At 73.0% G+C, this 17,199-nt stretch carries 14 protein-coding genes; 7 read left to right on the top strand and 7 right to left on the bottom strand.

All coding sequences use genetic code 11. The annotated features are described in order from the left end of the window. Positions 1-56: 56 nt before the first annotated feature. Positions 57-1,424 (bottom strand): glutamine synthetase family protein, encoded by a 1,368-nt coding sequence (locus AB0G59_RS15280; RefSeq protein WP_071964719.1) that lies wholly within the window; start codon positions 1,422-1,424, stop codon positions 57-59. A 73-nt stretch (positions 1,425-1,497) separates the two neighbouring features. On the opposite strand from AB0G59_RS15280, the gene AB0G59_RS15275 reads away from it, so the two are divergent. The 3 genes from AB0G59_RS15275 (at position 1,498) to AB0G59_RS15265 (ending at position 4,567) form a co-directional block, all read left to right on the top strand. After that, positions 1,498-2,220, top strand: coding sequence for an FCD domain-containing protein (locus AB0G59_RS15275; RefSeq protein WP_360911681.1), 723 nt, complete (start codon positions 1,498-1,500; stop codon positions 2,218-2,220). A 110-nt stretch (positions 2,221-2,330) separates the two neighbouring features. Then, on the top strand, positions 2,331-3,797 hold the full coding sequence (gene eat, locus AB0G59_RS15270) for an ethanolamine permease (protein WP_360911679.1): 1,467 nt from the start codon (positions 2,331-2,333) through the stop codon (positions 3,795-3,797). Further along, complete coding sequence (locus AB0G59_RS15265) at positions 3,794-4,567, top strand: gamma-glutamyl-gamma-aminobutyrate hydrolase family protein (RefSeq protein ID WP_360911677.1); 774 nt, start codon at positions 3,794-3,796, stop codon at positions 4,565-4,567. The genes eat and AB0G59_RS15265 overlap by 4 nt, the downstream gene beginning before the upstream one ends. A gap of 30 nt (positions 4,568-4,597) precedes the next feature. Here the strand turns inward: AB0G59_RS15265 and AB0G59_RS15260 are convergent, their stop codons facing one another. After that, positions 4,598-5,458, bottom strand: coding sequence for a siderophore-interacting protein (locus AB0G59_RS15260; RefSeq protein WP_360911675.1), 861 nt, complete (start codon positions 5,456-5,458; stop codon positions 4,598-4,600). A gap of 56 nt (positions 5,459-5,514) precedes the next feature. Beyond that, positions 5,515-6,465, bottom strand: coding sequence for a 5'-3' exonuclease (locus AB0G59_RS15255; protein ID WP_360911673.1), 951 nt, complete (start codon positions 6,463-6,465; stop codon positions 5,515-5,517). Between the two features lie 114 nt (positions 6,466-6,579). Here AB0G59_RS15255 and AB0G59_RS15250 point away from each other — a divergent pair, with 114 nt between their 5' ends. Genes AB0G59_RS15250 through AB0G59_RS15240 form a run of 3 tightly spaced genes read left to right on the top strand, consistent with a single transcriptional unit; the run spans position 6,580 to position 10,229 of the window. Beyond that, positions 6,580-7,653: a glycine betaine/L-proline ABC transporter ATP-binding protein gene (locus AB0G59_RS15250; protein ID WP_360911671.1), complete on the top strand. Its 1,074-nt coding sequence runs from the start codon at positions 6,580-6,582 to the stop codon at positions 7,651-7,653. Then, complete coding sequence (locus AB0G59_RS15245; protein ID WP_360911669.1) at positions 7,646-9,457, top strand: ABC transporter permease/substrate binding protein; 1,812 nt, start codon at positions 7,646-7,648, stop codon at positions 9,455-9,457. Before AB0G59_RS15250 ends, AB0G59_RS15245 begins: the two co-directional genes overlap by 8 nt. 31 nt (positions 9,458-9,488) lie before the next feature. Further along, the gene (locus AB0G59_RS15240; protein ID WP_360911884.1) at positions 9,489-10,229 is read left to right on the top strand and encodes a helical backbone metal receptor; all 741 of its coding nucleotides are present in this window, start codon (positions 9,489-9,491) and stop codon (positions 10,227-10,229) included. Here the strand turns inward: AB0G59_RS15240 and AB0G59_RS15235 are convergent. Next, positions 10,156-11,277: a TDT family transporter gene (locus tag AB0G59_RS15235; RefSeq protein ID WP_360911667.1), complete on the bottom strand. Its 1,122-nt coding sequence runs from the start codon at positions 11,275-11,277 to the stop codon at positions 10,156-10,158. The two genes, AB0G59_RS15240 and AB0G59_RS15235, sit on opposite strands and share 74 nt — an antisense overlap. 70 nt (positions 11,278-11,347) lie before the next feature. On the opposite strand from AB0G59_RS15235, the gene AB0G59_RS15230 reads away from it, so the two are divergent. Then, the gene (locus AB0G59_RS15230) at positions 11,348-12,286 is read left to right on the top strand and encodes a LysR family transcriptional regulator (protein ID WP_360911665.1); all 939 of its coding nucleotides are present in this window, start codon (positions 11,348-11,350) and stop codon (positions 12,284-12,286) included. 124 nt (positions 12,287-12,410) lie between these two features. On the opposite strand, the gene AB0G59_RS15225 is transcribed toward AB0G59_RS15230, so the two are convergent. The 3 genes from AB0G59_RS15225 to tatC all read right to left on the bottom strand — a co-directional run bounded on the left by AB0G59_RS15225 (position 12,411) and on the right by tatC (position 17,161). After that, on the bottom strand, positions 12,411-15,236 hold the full coding sequence (locus tag AB0G59_RS15225) for a DEAD/DEAH box helicase (RefSeq protein ID WP_360911663.1): 2,826 nt from the start codon (positions 15,234-15,236) through the stop codon (positions 12,411-12,413). 44 nt (positions 15,237-15,280) lie between these two features. Further along, positions 15,281-16,198: a diacylglycerol kinase gene (locus tag AB0G59_RS15220; RefSeq protein ID WP_360911661.1), complete on the bottom strand. Its 918-nt coding sequence runs from the start codon at positions 16,196-16,198 to the stop codon at positions 15,281-15,283. A gap of 93 nt (positions 16,199-16,291) precedes the next feature. After that, the gene (gene tatC, locus AB0G59_RS15215) at positions 16,292-17,161 is read right to left on the bottom strand and encodes a twin-arginine translocase subunit TatC (RefSeq protein WP_360911882.1); all 870 of its coding nucleotides are present in this window, start codon (positions 17,159-17,161) and stop codon (positions 16,292-16,294) included. Positions 17,162-17,199: the final 38 nt, after the last annotated feature.

The raw sequence follows: 17,199 nt of genomic DNA, 5'->3' as shown, positions 1-17,199 counted from the left end.
TACCGCTGGGAGGTGCCCCCAGCCCAGCGGAACGCAGGTGGGCGCAAAGTCACGGGTTACATCCGCTCGAAGGAGCGGAACCGCTCCCAGTCGGTGACGGCGGTGTCGTATGCCTCCTGCTCGACACGCGCCATGTTCAGGTAGTGCTCGACGACCTCGTCGCCGAAGGCGGCCCGGGCTATGGGGCTGGCCTCCCACAGCTGTGCGGCCTCGCGCAGCGTGGCGGGGACGTGTGCGGCGCCGCCGGTGTAGGCGTTGCCGGTACAGACCTCCGGCAGCTCCAGTTCGTGCTCGACGCCGTACAGTCCGGCGGCGACCATGCCGGCGACGGCGAGATAGGGGTTCACGTCGCCGCCGGGCAGCCGGTTCTCGAAGCGGTGGGAGTGGCCGTGGCCGACGACGCGCAGCGAGCAGGTGCGGTTGTCGGGGCCCCAGGCGACGGCGGTGGGGGCGAAGGAGCCGGGCCGAAAGCGCTTGTAGGAGTTGATGTGGGGCGCGTACAGGAGGGTGAAGTCGCGCAGGGCGGCGAGCTGTCCGGCGAGGAAGTGCCGCATCGTCGTCGACATGCCGTACGGGCCGGAGTCGTCGGCGAGCACGGGGCGACCGGCCTCGTCGCGCAGCGAGAGGTGGATGTGGCAGGAGTTGCCCTCGCGCTCGTCGTACTTGGCCATGAAGGTGAGCGCCATGCCCTCCTGGGCGGCGATCTCCTTGGCGCCGGTCTTGTAGACGACGTGCTGGTCGCAGGTGGTGAGCGCCTCGTCGTAGCGGAAGGCGATCTCGTGCTGGCCGAGGTTGCACTCGCCCTTGGCGGACTCCACCGTCATGCCGGCGGCGCCCATCTCGTTGCGGATGCGGCGCAGCAGGGGCTCGACGCGGCCGGTGCCGAGCACGGAGTAGTCGCAGTTGTACTGGTTGGCCGGGGTCATGTCGCGGTAGCCGCGGTTCCAGGCCGCTTCGTAGGTGTCCTTGAAGACGATGAACTCCAGCTCGGTGCCCACGTGGGCGCTCCAGCCGCGCTCGGCCAGCCGGTCCAGCTGACGGCGCAGGATCTGGCGCGGCGAGGCGAGGACGGGCGAGCCGTCGTGCCAGGCGAGGTCGGCGGTGATGAGGGCGGTGCCGGGGTTCCAGGGGGTGCGGCGCAAGGTGGTGAGGTCGCCGTGGAGGGCGAAGTCGCCGTAGCCGCGTTCCCAGGACGACATGGCGTAGCCGTCGACCGTGTTCATCTCGGCGTCCACGGCGAGGAGGTAGTTGCAGCCCTCGGTGCCGTGTTCGAGTGTGTCGTCGAGGAAGAACCGGGCGGCGAACCGCTTCCCCTGGAGTCGTCCTTGCATGTCCGTGAAGGCGAGGACGACAGTGTCGATCTCCCCGGTGTCGACGAGCCTGCGCAGCTCCTCGACCGTGAGCGGGGGCATGCGGTCTGCCACGGTGTTGCCTCCTGTCGGTGCGACCGGAGGTCTTAAGGTAGGGCCGTAGACCATTGATTGGGAAGGGGGGCCGATGAACGAGCATGCGGCGGACCGGCTGTCGCCGGTCCTGCGACCGGTCCGGGCGGGCAACGGCTTCGAGGAGGCGCTGGAGCAGATACTCCAGATCATGCGGCTCGGCCTGGTGGCCCGGGGGGAACGGCTGCCGGCCGAGCGCGAGTTGGCCGAGCGACTGCGGATCAGCCGGGTGACGCTGCGCGAGGTGCTGAAGGTGCTGCACGACCAGGGCCTGGTGGAGAGCCGGCGCGGCCGGTACGGCGGCACGTTCGTCCTGGACCGGGACCGGTCGGCGGGCGAGGACGAACTGCGGCGCCGGGTCGCGGCCGTGGACGTGGAGGACACCCTGCGCTTCCGGGAGGTCCTGGAGGTGGGCGCCGCCGGGCTGTGCGCCGCGCACGGGCTGGACGACGAGCAGGCCGCACGGCTGCGGGCCGCGCTGGCCGCCACCCATGACGCGCCGCTGGCCGACTACCGCCGTCTGGACACGATGTTCCACCTGACGCTGGCGGAGCTCTCCGGTTCCGTCTCGCTGGCCGCGCAGTACGCCGCGGTCCGTGCGACCGTCAACGACCTGCTGGACTGCATCCCGCTGCTGGTGCGCAACCTCGAGCACTCCCAGCGGCAGCACACCGCCCTGGTGGAGGCCGTGCTGGACGGGGACGCGGACGGGGCGCGCGAGGTGATGCGGGAGCACTGCTGCGGCACGGCGGCGCTTTTGCGGGGATTCCTGGCCTAGTCGGCGGGCCCGTAACCGGGGTTTAACGCAGGGGGGTTGCCTTTCGGCCGTCGGCACGGCAAAGGTATGGCGCGAAACCTTTGCCTCACGTCTCCAGGCAGGAGCGGCTCATGGCCGAACGCACGGATTCCCCCAGCGCACCTCCCGCCGGCCCAGTGGGTCCGGCGGACCCGGCCGACTATCTGGACAGGCGTACGCTGCGCCGAGGAAGCGCCGGCCCCCTCCTGCTCACCGGCCTGGGAGTGGCCTACGTCGTCTCCGGCGACTTCTCCGGCTGGAACTTCGGCCTCGCCCAGGGCGGCTTCGGCGGACTGGCCATCGCCGCCGTGCTCATGGGCCTGATGTACACCTGCATGGTCTTCGCCCTGGCCGAGCTCGCCGCCATCCTCCCCACGGCGGGCGGCGGTTACGGCTTCGCCCGCCGCGCGCTGGGCCCCTGGGGCGGCTTCCTCACCGGAACCGCCATCCTCATCGAGTACGTCCTGGCGCCCGCCGCCATCTCGCTGTTCATCGGGGACTACGTCGAGTCGCTGCAGCTGTTCGGGCTCACCTCCGCCTGGCCGGTGTACCTGGCCTGTTTCGTGATCTTCATCGGCATCCATCTGTGGGGTGTGGGCGAGGCGCTGCGCTTCAGCTTCGTGGTGACGGGGGTGGCGGTCGCCGCCCTGGTCGTCTTCGCCGCGGGCGCGTTCACCGACTTCGACGCGGGGCGGCTGAACGACATCCCCGCCGACCCGGACGCCTTCGGGGCTTCCTCCTGGCTGCCGTTCGGCCTGCTGGGCATCTGGGCGGCGTTCCCCTTCGGCATGTGGTTCTTCCTCGGCGTCGAGGGCGTGCCGCTCGCGGCCGAGGAGACCCGGGACCCGGCCCGGACGCTGCCGAAGGCCATGGCCACCTCCATGGGCATCCTGCTGCTCCTGGCCCTGCTGACCTTCCTCGCCTCCACCGGCGCGGGCGGCGCGGACGCGCTCAAGGACGCCGGCAACCCCCTGGTCGCCGCCCTGCAGCCGGACGGGCGGGCCACGACGCTGGGCCGGATCGTCAACTACGCCGGCCTGGCGGGCCTGGTGGCCTCCTTCTTCTCCCTCATCTACGCCGGATCGCGGCAGCTCTTCGCCCTCTCCCGGGCCGGCTACCTGCCCCGCTTCCTCTCCCTGACCAGCCGCCGCAAGGCCCCCTGGCTCGGGCTGGTGGTGCCGGGCGCGCTCGGCTTCACGCTGGCGGCGGTCACGGGCGACGGGGCGCGGATGCTCAACGTCGCGGTGTTCGGCGCCACCATCTCCTACGCCCTGATGTCGCTCTCCCACATCGTGCTGCGCCGCCGCGAGCCGGACCTGGCGCGGCCCTACCGCACCCCGGGCGGCACCGCCACGTCCACCGTGGCCTTCGTGCTGGCCTGCTCGGCGCTGGTGGCCACGTTCCTGGTGGACGTCACCGCCGCCTTCATCGCCCTGGGCGTCTACGCCGTCGCCGCCGCCTACTTCGCCCTCTACAGCCGGCACCGCCTGGTGGCGAGCGCCCCGGAGGAGGAATTCGCGGCACTGGCCGCGGCGGAGGCGGAGCTCGCCCGAGAATGACCGTGCACACGACCGTTCACGAGGAAAGGACAAGGACGTTGGAGGACCGGCGGCCGCTCATCGGCGTCAGCACCTATCTCACCCGGGCCCGTTGGGGAGTGGCCTGGGACCTTCCCGCCGCCCTGCTGCCGGCCGCGTACGCGCGCTACGTCCAGGAGGCGGGCGGCCTGGCGGTGCTGCTGCCGCCCGACGAGGACCCGGCGAGCGCCGCCGCGGTGGTCCGGCGGCTGGACGGCCTGGTCCTGGCCGGCGGGGAGGACCTGGACCCGGCCCTCTACGGCCAGGAGCCGCACGCCCGGGCGGGCGCCCCCGTGCCCGAGCGCGACCGCTGGGAACTGGCCCTGCTGGGGGCCGCGCTGGAGCAGGGCGTCCCGGTCCTCGGCATCTGCCGGGGCATGCAGCTGATGAACGTCCACACGGGCGGCACCCTCTGCCAGCATCTGCCCGACGCGGTGGGCCACGACGCCCACAACCCGGTGGCGGGCTCCTTCACCGACCACGCGGTCAAGACGGTCCCCGGCACCCTGACCGGCCATCTGGTGCCCGGATCGCTGGACGTGGCCACCCACCACCACCAGTGCGTGGACCGCCTGGGCGCGGGCCTGGTGGCCACCGCCCACGCGGAGGACGGCACGGTCGAGGCGCTGGAGTACGCGGACGGGCGCTTCGCGCTGGGCGTCCAGTGGCACCCCGAGGCCCGGGACGACCTGCGGCTCGCCGAGGCCCTGGTGCGGGCCGCCACGGGGACGGCGGGGCCGTCCGGCGGGTGACGGCCCCCGGGAGGAGCGGAGCGGGGAGGGCTAGGCGGCGGCCCCGGCCGCCGACCCGCTCTCCTGCTCCGCCTCCACCTGCTGGTTCCACTCGCGCTTGGAGGCCTGCCAGCCGTCCTCGTCGTGACCGCGCCGCCAGTAGCCGGAGATGGACAGCCGCTCGCGGGGCACCTCGCGCTCCATCCGCAGGTGGCGGCGCAGCTCCTTCACGAAGCCGGCCTCGCCGTGCACGAAGGCCTGCACGTCCCCGGCGGGGAAGTCCAGCGAGCGGACAGCCTCGACCAGGGCCTCGCCCACGGGCCGGCCCGCCCGGTGCAGCCAGGTGACCTCGACGCCGGCGGGCAGCTCCAGCTTCTGCTCCTCCTCGGCGTCGGAGACCTCGACGAAGGCGTGGACGAGGGCGCCCTCCGGCACCCGCTCCAGGGACGCGGTGATCGCGGGCAGCGCGCTCTCGTCGCCCGCCAGCAGGTGCCAGCCGGCGGCCGGGTCGGGGACGTAGGCGCCGCCGGGGCCGAGGAAGCGGATCTCGTCGCCGGGACGCGCGCCCGCCGCCCAGGGGCCGGCCAGGCCCTCGTCGCCGTGGAAGACGAAGTCGATCACCAGCTCGCGCGCCGCGCGGTCGAAGGAGCGCACCGTGTACGTACGCGTCCGCGGCCACTGGTCGCGCGGCATGTCGCGGCGGATGACCTCCATGTCGAAGGGCTCGGGGTAGGCCACGCCCTCGACCGGGAAGAGCAGCTTGACGTAGTGGTCGCTGTACTCGCCGGCGCCGAACCCGGCGAGCTCCTCGCCGCCGAGCACCACGCGCACCATGTGCGGGGTCAGCCGCTCGGTGCGCACCACGTGCGCCCGGGTCAGCTGCGGCTTCTTACGGACCGGACGGTCTGCCATGGCTGTCTCCCCTGATCCCCTGATCATTCAAAGTTAGGACTGCCTAACCTAACAGCTCACCCGCCGAGCGTGGACAGCAACCGCTGCAGCGAGCCGCCCAGACCCCAGCGCTCGGCGAGGGCGTCCAGGGCCCGCGGATCGCGGGGCGCGGCCGGCAGCGCGGCGTCGAAGGGCGCCAGCGGCACGTCCTGGGCGACCCGCACCACCTTGGGCGCCACCGCCAGGTACGGCCGCGCCTCGTCCAGTCGCCGGCGCTGGGCCGGGGTCAGCTTCGCCGCCGGGTCGTCGACCGCCGCCATGATCCCGGCCAGGTCGCCGAAGGCCGCCAGCAGCTTCGCCGCCGTCTTCTCCCCCACGCCCGGCACACCCGGCAGCCCGTCGCTGGGGTCACCGCGCAGCAGGGCCAGGTCGGCGTAGCCGGGGCCGTCCACGCCGTACTTCTCCCGCAGCAGCGCCTCGTCCACGGCCTGCAGGGTGCCCACGCCCTTGAGCGGGTACAGCACCCGCACCCCGCGGCGGTCGTCGACGAGCTGGTAGAGGTCGCGGTCGCCGGTGACGATGTCCACCGGGCCCCGGGCCCGGCCGGCCAGCGTGCCGATCACGTCGTCGGCCTCGTACCCCACGGCCCCGACCCGGGCGATGCCCACCGCGTCCAGCACGGCCTCGATCACCGGCACCTGGGGGGAGAGGGTGTCCGGCGTCTCCTCCTCGTCGGGGGCGCCCTCGACCTCCTCGGCGACCCGGTGCGCCTTGTACGAGGGGATCAGCGCCACCCGCCACTCGGGGCGCCAGTCGAAGTCCATGCAGGCGACCAGGTCGTCGGGGTGGTGGTCCTGGACCAGGCGGGTGATGAAGTCCAGCAGGCCGCGCACCGCGTTCACGGGCGTGCCGTCGGGAGCCTTCACCGATTCCGGCACCCCGAAATAGGCGCGGAAGTACAGGGAGGCGGTGTCGAGGAGCATCAGGCGTCGCGTCACGGCACCGATCATGCCGCACCCCGCTGACATGTGAACCGGGTCACTGTTCGGTTTGCCCCGAATGAACGGGGGCAGGCGCGGCGCCGGAGTGGCCCCGTCCCTTGGGGGGTGGCGGGGCCTTGCTGTTCGACCCGAGAGGTTTATGTGTCCAGGCTGAAGGCCGAGCACCTGTACAAGGTGTTCGGCAGACGACCCGAAGCAGCCGTCCGGCGGCTCGAAAGCGGTGCCGACCGCGACGAGCTGCGCGCTGACGGCACCACCGCGGCGGTGATCGACGCGTCGTTCGAGGTCGAAGCCGGCCAGATCTTCGTGGTGATGGGGCTCTCCGGATCCGGAAAGTCCACCCTCCTGCGCATGCTCAACGGGCTGCTGGAGCCGACCGCGGGCCGCGTCCTGTACGACGGACGGGACCTGACCGCGCTGTCCCCGCGCGAGCTGCGCGACGTGCGCTCGCGGAACATCAGCATGGTCTTCCAGCACTTCGCCCTCTTCCCCCACCGCAGCGTGCTCGAGAACGCCGCCTACGGCCTGGAGGTGCGCGGCGTGCCGCGCGAGGAGCGCGAGGCGCGGGCCACCGAGGCCCTGGAGCTCGCCGGCCTCAAGGGCTGGGAGCGCTCCTGGCCCGACGAGCTCTCCGGCGGCATGCAGCAGCGCGTCGGCCTGGCCCGTGCGCTGGCCACCGACGCCGACCTGCTGCTGATGGACGAGTCCTTCAGCGCGCTGGACCCGCTGATCCGCCGCGACATGCAGGACCAGCTGCTGGACCTGCAGAAGCGGCTGAAGAAGACCATCGTCTTCATCACCCACGACCTCAACGAGGCCATGCGCCTGGGCGACCGCATCGCCGTCATGCGCGACGGCCGCGTCGTCCAGAACGGCACGGCCGAGGACATCCTGCTCCGCCCGGCCAACGACTACGTCGCCTCCTTCATCCAGGACGTCGACCGCTCCCGGGTGCTCACCGCGGGCGCGATCATGGACAAGCCGTCCGGTGTCCCGGCCGGGGCCGCCACCGTCAGCGCGCAGACGGCCGTCTCCGAGCTGTTCGCCCCCTTCTCCCACAGCGGCGCCCCCGTCGCGGTCACCGACGAGCGCGGCGAGCTGGCCGGCGTCGTCACCCGCGACCGCCTGCTGGAAGCCCTGGCCGAGCAGCCGGCCGAAGCGGACGCCGCGCCCCTTGCGCAGCGGCCCGAGCCGGAGGTGACCGCCCATGCCTAAGATCCACCTCGGCAGCTGGGCCGAGAGCGCCGTGGACTGGCTGCAGTCCCACCTCTCCTGGCTCTTCGACGCCGTCAACACCGTCCTGTCCGGCATGTACGACGGGGTCAACGCCGTCCTCGGCGCCCCCGACGCGCTGCTCATGGCCGGCATCCTCGCCGTCCTCGCCTGGTGGCTGCGCGGCCTGCTCGCGGGCGCCCTGGCGTTCGCCGGGCTCGCGCTCATCGACTCCTTCGGCCTGTGGGACGAGGCGACCTCCACCCTCTCGCTCGTCCTCGTCGCCAGCCTCATCACGCTCGTGCTCGCCGTTCCGCTGGGCATCTGGGCGGCCCGGGACCGCCGGGTCAGCGGGGTGCTGCGGCCCGTGCTCGACGTCATGCAGACGATGCCCGCCTTCGTCTACCTGATCCCGGGCGTGATGTTCTTCTCCATCGGGCCCATCCCCGGCCTGATCGCCACCATCGTCTTCTCGATGCCGCCCGGCGTGCGGATGACCGAGCTCGGCATCCGCCAGGTCGACGGCGAACTCGTCGAGGCCGCCCGCGCCTTCGGCACCACCCCGCGCGACACCCTCACCCGGGTGCAGCTGCCGCTCGCCCTGCCCACCATCATGGCGGGCGTCAACCAGGTCATCATGCTGGCGCTGTCCATGGTCGTCATCGCCGGCATGGCGGGCGCCGGCGGCCTCGGCGAGTCCGTCTACGCGGCCGTCACCCAGGTCGACATCGGCGGCGGCGTCGAGAGCGGCCTGGCCGTCGTCGTCCTCGCGATGTACCTGGACCGGATGACCGGCGCCCTCGGCAAGCGGGTCTCCCCGCTCGGCCGCCGCGCCGCGGCCAAGGCCGCCGCCTCGGTGCGCTCCGGCGCCCCGAAGTTCCTCAGCCACCGGCCCGGCACCGCCGTGGCCGCCGTCGGCGTCGTCGTCCTCGCGCTCGTCGCGGGCGGCATGCGGCTGACCCAGGGCGGCGGCGACGGGGAGGCGGTGGCCGCGGGCAAGAACGTCGGCCACGGCAAGCAGGTCAAGCTCGGCTACTTCCCGTGGGACGAGGCGGTCGCCACCACCTACCTGTGGCAGAACGTCCTGGAGGACCGCGGCTACAAGCCGGACGTCAAGCAGCTCGACCCCGGCCCGCTCTACACCGCCCTGGCCCAGGGCCAGATGGACCTCCAGTTCGACTCCTGGCTGCCCACCACGCACAAGCAGTACATGGACCGCTACGGCGACAAGCTCAGCGACCTCGGCTCCTGGTACGGCCCCACCTCCCTGGAGCTGACCGTCCCCTCGTACGTCAAGGGCATCGACTCCCTGGCGGACCTCAAGGGCAAGGGCGCACAGTTCGGCGGGAAGATCATCGGCATCGAGTCCAGCGCCGGGATGATGGGCACGCTCAACGACAAGGTGCTCAAGGAGTACGGCCTGGACGGCGAGTACAAGGTCGTCTCGTCCTCGACGTCCACGATGCTCGCCGAGCTCGACCGGGCGATGAAGAAGAAGGAACCCATCGTCACCACCCTCTGGTCGCCGCACTGGGCGTACGCCAAGCACGACCTGAAGAAGCTCAAGGACCCCAAGGGCGCCTGGGGCGAGGGCGAGCAGATCCACGCCGTCGGCAAGAAGGACTTCGCCGCCGACTTCCCGAAGATCGCTCAGTGGGTGAAGAACTTCAAGATGTCCGAGAAGGACCTCGCCTCCCTCGAGGCGGAGATCCAGAGCGGCGGCAAGGGCAAGGAGAAGGACTCCGCCCGCCGCTGGCTCGACGCCCACCCGGGCTTCGCCGACAAGCTGGCGCCTGTCGGCACCTGACGAACAGGCGTACGGTGGGGCGGTGAGCTCGCTGAGCGGCCGCCCCGCCGTACGCCGTGTCGTCTCCCTGGTCCCCTCGCTCACCGAGGCCGTGGCCGCCACCGCGCCCGGCCTCCTCGTGGGGGCCACCGACTGGTGCGAGCACCCGGCCGGCCTCGACGTCGTCCGGGTCGGCGGCACCAAGAACCCCGACACCGCGCGCATCGCGGCCCTCGCGCCCGACCTCGTCATCGCCAACGAGGAGGAGAACCGCGCCCCCGACCTCGCCGCGCTGCTCGCCGCCGGTCTCGAGGTCCTCGTCACCGAAGTACGCACCCTGGACCAGGCGTTCACCGAGCTGGAGCGCGTCCTGGTGCGCGGCTGCGGGCTGGCCCGGCCCGCCTGGCTGGACGACGCGCGTGACGCATGGCGGGACACCCGCGCCGCGGGCCCCTTCCTGCGGGCCGTGGTTCCGGTGTGGCGCAGACCCTGGATGGTGCTCGGCCGGGACACCTTCGCCGGTGACGTCCTCGCCCGGCTCGGTGTCGTCAACGTCCATGCCGGGCACGCCGATCGCTATCCGCGCATCCCGCTGGCCGATCTGAACGCCTGCGGCGCGGAGATAGTCGTCCTGCCCGACGAGCCGTACCGCTTCAGCGCGGACGACGGGCCGGAGTCCTTCCCCGGCCTGCCGTCCGCGCTGGTCAGCGGGCGTCATCTCACGTGGTACGGGCCATCGCTGACGCGAGCGCCGCAGGTGCTGGGCGCGGCGCTGCGAGCAGCCTCCCGCTGACCACGCCGGCCAGCGTCCGGGCCCCCGCGACCGCCCAGGCCGCCACCAGCAGGACGTAGAGCGCGACGGCCAGCCAGGTCAGGGCGTGCAGGCCCGTGTGGCGCGCGAGCGCCGCGGCGCCCGTCACGCACGTACCGACGGGGAAGGTGAAGGCCCACCACGTCATGGCGAAGCCCATGCCGCCGCGGAAGGCGCGCACCACCATCGCGGCGGCCAGCACGAGCCACAGCAGGGCGAAGCCCATGACGGGCGTGCCGTACAGCACCGCGAAACCGGCCATCGCCTGCGCGTACGGGGCCGGGACGGCGCCCTGGGCGACGTCGGCGAGGTTGTTCACGGCGGTCGTGGACTGGCCCAGCGGGCCCAGGACGAGGAACAGCGTCGGCGTCAGCGCGAGCGGCAGCGGGCCGTGGTGGACGAGCCGCGCGAAGAGCAGCGGCAGGATGACCAGCGTCGCCAGCAGGCTCAGCCCGAACAGCGCGTAGCAGCCCAGCACCATCGCCTCCCGCCACTGCCCGGCCGGCAGATGCGGTACGAGGGCGGGGCCGAGCGCCGCGGAGACCATGGGTGCCACCACGGGCAGCAGCCACACCGGCGAGGCGTCGCCGGGCGCTATGCGGTGCCGGGTCACCATCAGGTACGGAATGGCGGCGGCCGCGCCGAGCCCGATGACGGTGCCGCTCACCCACAGCACCGCGTCGGTCGCCAGGGCGGCCCGTTCGCCGATCACCCCGGACCCCACGGAGAGCGTGGCGCCGCCGACGGCCAGCAGGGCCATCGCCAGACAGCCGTAGAAAGGCGCCACGGCCGGGTCGGCCAGATGCCGCCGGGCCTGGTCGCGGTGGCGGGCCCAGTGGCCCGCGCGCGCGGCGAGCACGGTGAGCAGCGCCAGCGCCGCCAGCGCCCACACCGTCTCGTACGCGCCCCGCAGCCCGGGCCCGTGGAGGGGCAGGGCGGCTCCGGCGGAGGCGACGATGGCGGTGCCCATGACGGTGGCGTACCAGTTCGGGCCGAGGTGGCGCAGGCGGGGGCGGGGTTGCTCACTCATGTCCCCACCGTCTCCCGGGCCCGCACCCGCCACCAGGGACCGCCGGGCTATGAGGGCATAAGCTGGGGTTATGAGTGCGGACCTGCCGACGCCCCTCGCCCACCGGGTGCCCGACCTCGGGGCGCTGGAGCTGCTGCTCGCCGTGGCCCGGCTGGGGAGCCTGGGGCGGGCCGCGCGGGAGCTGGGCATCACCCAGCCCGCCGCCAGCGGCCGGGTGCGCAGCATGGAACGGCAGCTCGGCGTCGCCCTCGTGGAGCGCTCCCCGCGCGGTTCCCGGCTGACGGACGCCGGGGTGCTGGTCACGGACTGGGCGCGGCGCGTGGTGGAGGCCGCGGAGGCCCTCGACGCGGGGGCGCAGGCGCTGCGTGGGCGCCGCGACTCGCGGCTGCGGGTGGCGGCCAGCATGACCATCGCGGAGTATCTGCTGCCCGGGTGGCTGATAGCGCTGCGCACGGAGCGGCCGGGCACGGCCGTTTCACTGCTGGCCGGGAACTCGGCGGCGGTGGCCGGGCGCCTGCTCGCCGGGGAGGCCGATCTCGGGTTCGTGGAGGGCCTGGACGTGCCGCCCGGCCTGGACGGCGCGGTCGTCGCCCACGACCGGCTCGTCCTGGTCACCGCCCCGGGCCACCCATGGGCCCGCCGCAGGGCCCCACTGGCCGCGTCGGAGCTGGCGGCCACCCCGCTGATCCTGCGCGAGCGCGGCTCGGGCACCCGCCAGGTCCTGGACACGGCCCTGGCCTCGTACGGCGGTCTGGCCGAGCCGCTCCTGGAACTGGCGTCGACGACGGCGGCGAAGGCGGCCGTCGTCAGCGGCGCGGGCCCGTCGGTGCTGAGCGAGCTCGCGATCGGCGAGGAACTGGCGGCCCGCCGCCTGGTGGAGATACCGCTCGCGGACCTCCCCCTGCGCCGCACCCTCCGAGCCGTCTGGCCAAGAGGCCACCGCCCGACGGGCCCGGCCCGCGACCTACTGGGACTGACGCGGGGAAAATCCAGCCCGTCCGGCGTTTGAGGACCGGGGTCCGGGGCGGAGCCCCGGTTACGGGAAGGGGCGGGACCGGGGAGGAAACCCCGCCGCGACGGCGCTCGGCCCACCGCGGCGCGGCCCGGCGGTGCCGAGCCGCCGGTGCCCCCGCTCACCCCACCGAGGAGTACGCCACGACCCCGCGCAGCAAGCCATCGACGGCCTTGCGCGCATTCCGCGCGACAGGACTACCCGCCGGCGCCGCCGCCGCGATCTGCCCCAGCACATCGATCAGCTGCTTCGACCACCGCACGAAGTCGCCCGCCGGCATGTCGATCTCCCGCAGCACCTCGTCCAGGCCATGCCCGGAGGCCCACCGGTAGGCGGGCCAGGCGAAGCCGAGGTCCGGCTCGCGCTGGCCGACGCCCTCGGCCTGGTTGATCTTGTGCTCCTCCTCCAGGGCGTCCAGCCGGCCCCAGATGCGGACCATCTCGGCGAGCGCCTCCTTCGCCGCCCCCGTGGGCAGCTTCGGCGGCACCGCGTCGTCGGCGGCCCGCGCCTCGTACACCAGCGCCGACGCGCACGCCGCCAGCTCCGCCGGCCCCAGGCCGTCCCAGACGCCTTCGCGCAGGCACTCGGAGGCCAGCAGGTCCAGCTCGCCGTAGAGGCGGGCCAGCCGGCGGCCGTCCTCGGTGACCTCGTCCGCCCGCAGGTAGCCGAGCTCGGTCAGCAGCGCGCAGATGCGGTCGAAGGTGCGCGCGATGGTGTTCGTGCGGCCCTCGATGCGCCGCTCCAGCTGACGGGTGTCGCGCTGCAGGCGGTGGTAGCGCTCCGCCCAGCGGGCGTGGTCCTCGCGCTCGTCGCACCCGTGGCAGGGGTGAGCGCGCAGCGCGGCCCGCAGCCGGGTGATCTCGGTGTCGTCGGCCGCCGCGGCCCGCGACTTGCGGTGCCGGTCGGGCTCGATGTGGCCGGCCTTCGTGCGCAGCGCGGAGGCGAGGTCGCGGCGCGACTGGGGGCTGCGCGGGTTGAAGGACTTGGGGATGCGCATCCGCTCCAGCGGTTCCACCGGGACGGGGAAGTCGATGGAGGCGAGCCGCTTGACCTGCCGCTCGGCGGTGAGCACCAGCGGACGGGGCCCGTCGTAGTGGTCGAAGCCGCGGTGGCGGTCGGTGCGGCCGGCGGGCAGGCCCGGGTCGAGCACCAGCGCGAGTCCGGCGAACTTGCCGGACGGCACGTGGATGACGTCGCCGGGCTTGAGCCGCTCCAGCGCGGCCGCGGCGGCGGCCCGCCGCTGTACGGCGCCCTGCTTGGCCAGCTCGGTCTCGCGGTCCTTCAGGTCGCGGCGCAGCCGGGCGTACTCCTCGAAGTCGCCCAGGTGGCACTCGATGGCCTCGCGGTAGCCGGCCAGGCCCTCCTCGTTCTTCTGCACCTGGCGGGAGATGCCGACGACCGACTTGTCCGCCTGGAACTGGGCGAAGGAGGTCTCCAGCAGCTCCCTCGAGCGGTGCCGCCCGAACTGGGAGACCAGATTGACCGCCATGTTGTACGACGGCTTGAAGCTGGAGCGCAGCGGGTACGTGCGGGTGCCGGCCAGGCCGGCCAGGGCGCCGGGGTCCATGGCGCGCTGCCACAGCACGACGGCGTGGCCCTCGACGTCGATGCCGCGCCGTCCGGCGCGTCCGGTGAGCTGGGTGTACTCGCCGGGGGTGATGTCGGCGTGCTGCTCGCCGTTCCACTTCACCAGCTTCTCGAGGACCACGGTGCGGGCGGGCATGTTGATGCCCAGCGCGAGGGTCTCGGTGGCGAAGACGGCCTTGACCAGGCCCTTGACGAAGAGCTCCTCCACGACCTCCTTGAAGGTCGGCAGCATGCCGGCGTGGTGCGCGGCGATGCCCCGCTCCAGGCCCTCCAGCCATTCGAAGTAGCCCAGGACGTGGAGGTCCTCGTCGGGGATGGCGGCGGTGCGCTCCTCGACGATCTCCCGGACCTTCACCCGGGCCGCGTCGTCGTTCAGCCGCAGCCCGGCGTAGAGGCACTGCTGGACGGCGGCCTCGCAGCCGGCCCGGCTGAAGATGAAGGTGATGGCGGGCAGCAGGCCCTCGGCGTCCAGGCGCTCGATGACCTCGACGCGGCTGGGCGTCCAGATGCGGCTGCGCTGGCGGCGCTCGCGCTCGCGGTCGGCCTCGCGCACCATCTTGCCGCGGCGGCGCTCGCGCGGGTTGTAGGTGCGGCTGTTCTCCATGCGGGCCATGCGCAGCAGGTCGGGGTTGACCTCGCGCCGGGCGGCGCCGCGGCCGCCGTGGTCGCTGCGCTCCTCGAAGAGGTCGTACATCCGCCGGCCGGCCAGCACGTGCTGCCACAGCGGGACGGGCCGCTCCTCGGAGACGATCACCTCGGTGTCGCCGCGCACGGTGTCCAGCCAGTCGCCGAACTCCTCGGCGTTGGAGACCGTGGCCGACAGGGAGACCAGGGTCACCGACTCCGGGAGGTGGATGATGACCTCCTCCCAGACGGCGCCACGGAAGCGGTCGGAGAGGTAGTGCACCTCGTCCATGACCACGTAGCCGAGGCCTATGAGGGCCTGGGAGCCCGCGTAGAGCATGTTGCGCAGGACCTCGGTGGTCATCACGAGCACCGGGGCGTCGGGGTTGACGCTGTTGTCGCCGGTCAGCAGGCCGACCTTGGCGGCGCCGTAGCGTCGGACGAGATCGCTGTACTTCTGGTTCGACAGCGCCTTGATGGGCGTGGTGTAGAAGCACTTGCGGCCCTGGGTGAGGGCCAGGTGGACGGCGAACTCGCCCACGATGGTCTTTCCGGAGCCGGTCGGCGCCGCGACCAGTACCCCCTTGCCGGCTTCCAGGGCCCGGCAGGCCTCTATCTGGAAGGGGTCGAGCTCGAAGTCGTACATCTCGCGGAAGGGGGCGAGCGCGGTGGCCTGCTCCGCGGCGCGGTGCCGTGCCAGGGCGTAGCGCTCAGCAGGGGACATGTCCTCGGTCATCTTGTCTACGAGCCTACCGGGGACCTCCGACAGCCACCCGATCTTTATCGAGCTCCCAGGAGGCGTACGGCCGCGGGCACGGTCTCGGCCGTGAGCGGCAGCGGGCCGAGCCGCTCGCCGTCCGCGTAGCCGGTGACGCTCCCGGCGTCCGGCGCCGCCCCGGGGTCCACCTCCAGCGTCACCTTGGCCGCGCGGTAGGTGGTGACGCGCGGGTGGCTCAGATGGGTGCCCCGGTAGACCTTCGGGAAGACCCGCAGCAGGGTGGAGCGGCTGCAGGGGCCGACGACGGTGACGTCGAAGAGTCCGTCGTCCAGCCGGGCCTGACCGCAGATGCGCATGCCGCCGCCGTAGGAGCTGCCGTTGCCGACCGCCACCAGCGTCGCCTCGACGCACTGTTCGGGCCCGTCGTCGAGCCGTATGCGGTACGGAACGGTGCGCAGCGCGGCCAGCTCCGCGACCATGGCCACGTCGTAGCGCAGCCGCCCGGTGGGGAAGCGCATCCGGTTGCCCCGGTCGTTGACGCGCGAGTCGAAGCCGGAGGCGAGGACCGTGCCGAACCAGGTCGTGCCCACCCTGCCGAGGTCCACGGCCCGGCCGCCGTCGCCCTTGAGGGCCCCGGCGACGACGCGGGCCGCCGCGACGGGATCACGGACGGGCAGGGCGGCGGCGCGGGCGAAGTCGTTGCCGGTACCGACGGCCACCACGCCGAGCGGGGTCCGCGTCCCGGCGACGGCCTGCAGCGCCAGCGAGGTCATGCCGTCCCCGCCGACGGCGATCAGCGCGCCGGTGCCGCCGGCGACGGCCTCGCGCGCCCGGCGCAGGGCGTCGGAGGCGTCCGTGCCCAGGACCGTACGGACGGCGAAGCCGGCATCGCGCAGCACCCGGGCCGCGGGCTGGGCGGCGCGGGCGCCGCGCCCCCGGCCGGCCGAGGGGTTGACGAATAACGTGATGTCGCTAGTCACGCGGGGACACTACCGGGTGCCGCCGGTCGCCATGAACACGACCGGGGCGGCCGCCGTTCCCGGCGACCGCCCCGCATCGGTGTGCACCAGGGATCAGGTCACGTCGTCGTAGCCGCCACGGTGGGCCTGCTCGGGCAGGGCCGGCATGGCGTCGCTGTCGCCGACGGACTGCGGCGTGAGGTCCAGCGGGGCCGCCTCGTCGTCGTCGAGCATGCGGTCGGGGTTGCGGCGCTCGCGGCGCTTGTCGTTGAGCAGCGAGAAGCCGACCGCACCGAAGTACAGGATGATGATCGGCACGGCCAGGATGCACATGCCGAACGGGTCGGTGCTCGGGGTGGCGACCGCGCCGAAGATGAAGACGCCCATGACGACGCCGCGCCACCACTTGACCATGGCCTGGCCCGTGACCATGCCGGCCACGTTCATCATCACCAGCAGCAGCGGCAGCTCGAATGCGAGGCCGAAGACGAGGATCATCCGGACGCTGAAGTCCAGGATGTCGTCCAGGGCGAGGGTGTTGGCCGCGGAGTCGGGGGTGATGCTCAGCAGCACCTGCATGCTGGTGGGCATGATCAGGTACGCCAGGTAGGCGCCCGCGAGGAAGAGCGGTGCCGCGGTCGCCACGAAGGCGATCGTGTACTTCTTCTCGTTGCGGTGCAGCCCCGGGGCGAGGAACGCCCACAGCTGGTACAGCCAGATCGGCGACGACACCGTGACGCCGGCCAGCAGGCAGACCTTGACGATCGTGGTGAAGGGCGACGTCAGGTTGGAGAAGATCAGGACCGCGCAGTTGCCGCCGTGGCTCTTGGCCAGGTCGCGGTCCGGGCACTGCGGAACGGGCCCGGACAGGAAGTCCATGATCTGTTTGTTGTAGAACGCCGCGACGACGGCGACCACGACGATCGCGAGGACCGCCTTCGCCAGCCGGTTGCGCAGCTCACGAAGGTGCTCCGTGAGCGGCATCCGCCCCTCGGGGTCCTTCTCCTTCTTGCGGGCAGACG

Origin of the sequence: Streptomyces sp. NPDC021096, from assembly GCF_040641275.1 — a bacterium.
GTDB lineage: Bacteria > Actinomycetota > Actinomycetes > Streptomycetales > Streptomycetaceae > Streptomyces.
Note: the sequence above shows the minus strand (reverse complement) of the source record. Positions and strands in the feature narration are given on the sequence as shown.

What these genes read in the sequence shown, in the direction of transcription:
- AB0G59_RS15245 (WP_360911669.1), top strand. Translation starts at nt 7,646, where the DNA reads ATGCCTAAGATCCACCTCGGCAGCTGGGCCGAGAGCGCCGTGGACTGG.
- AB0G59_RS15275 (WP_360911681.1), top strand. Translation starts at nt 1,498, where the DNA reads ATGAACGAGCATGCGGCGGACCGGCTGTCGCCGGTCCTGCGACCGGTC.
- AB0G59_RS15230 (WP_360911665.1), top strand. Translation starts at nt 11,348, where the DNA reads ATGAGTGCGGACCTGCCGACGCCCCTCGCCCACCGGGTGCCCGACCTC.
- AB0G59_RS15235 (WP_360911667.1), bottom strand. Translation starts at nt 11,277, where the DNA reads ATGAGTGAGCAACCCCGCCCCCGCCTGCGCCACCTCGGCCCGAACTGG.
- eat (WP_360911679.1), top strand. Translation starts at nt 2,331, where the DNA reads ATGGCCGAACGCACGGATTCCCCCAGCGCACCTCCCGCCGGCCCAGTG.
- AB0G59_RS15260 (WP_360911675.1), bottom strand. Translation starts at nt 5,458, where the DNA reads ATGGCAGACCGTCCGGTCCGTAAGAAGCCGCAGCTGACCCGGGCGCAC.
- AB0G59_RS15255 (WP_360911673.1), bottom strand. Translation starts at nt 6,465, where the DNA reads ATGTCAGCGGGGTGCGGCATGATCGGTGCCGTGACGCGACGCCTGATG.
- AB0G59_RS15265 (WP_360911677.1), top strand. Translation starts at nt 3,794, where the DNA reads ATGACCGTGCACACGACCGTTCACGAGGAAAGGACAAGGACGTTGGAG.
- AB0G59_RS15225 (WP_360911663.1), bottom strand. Translation starts at nt 15,236, where the DNA reads ATGACCGAGGACATGTCCCCTGCTGAGCGCTACGCCCTGGCACGGCAC.
- tatC (WP_360911882.1), bottom strand. Translation starts at nt 17,161, where the DNA reads ATGCCGCTCACGGAGCACCTTCGTGAGCTGCGCAACCGGCTGGCGAAG.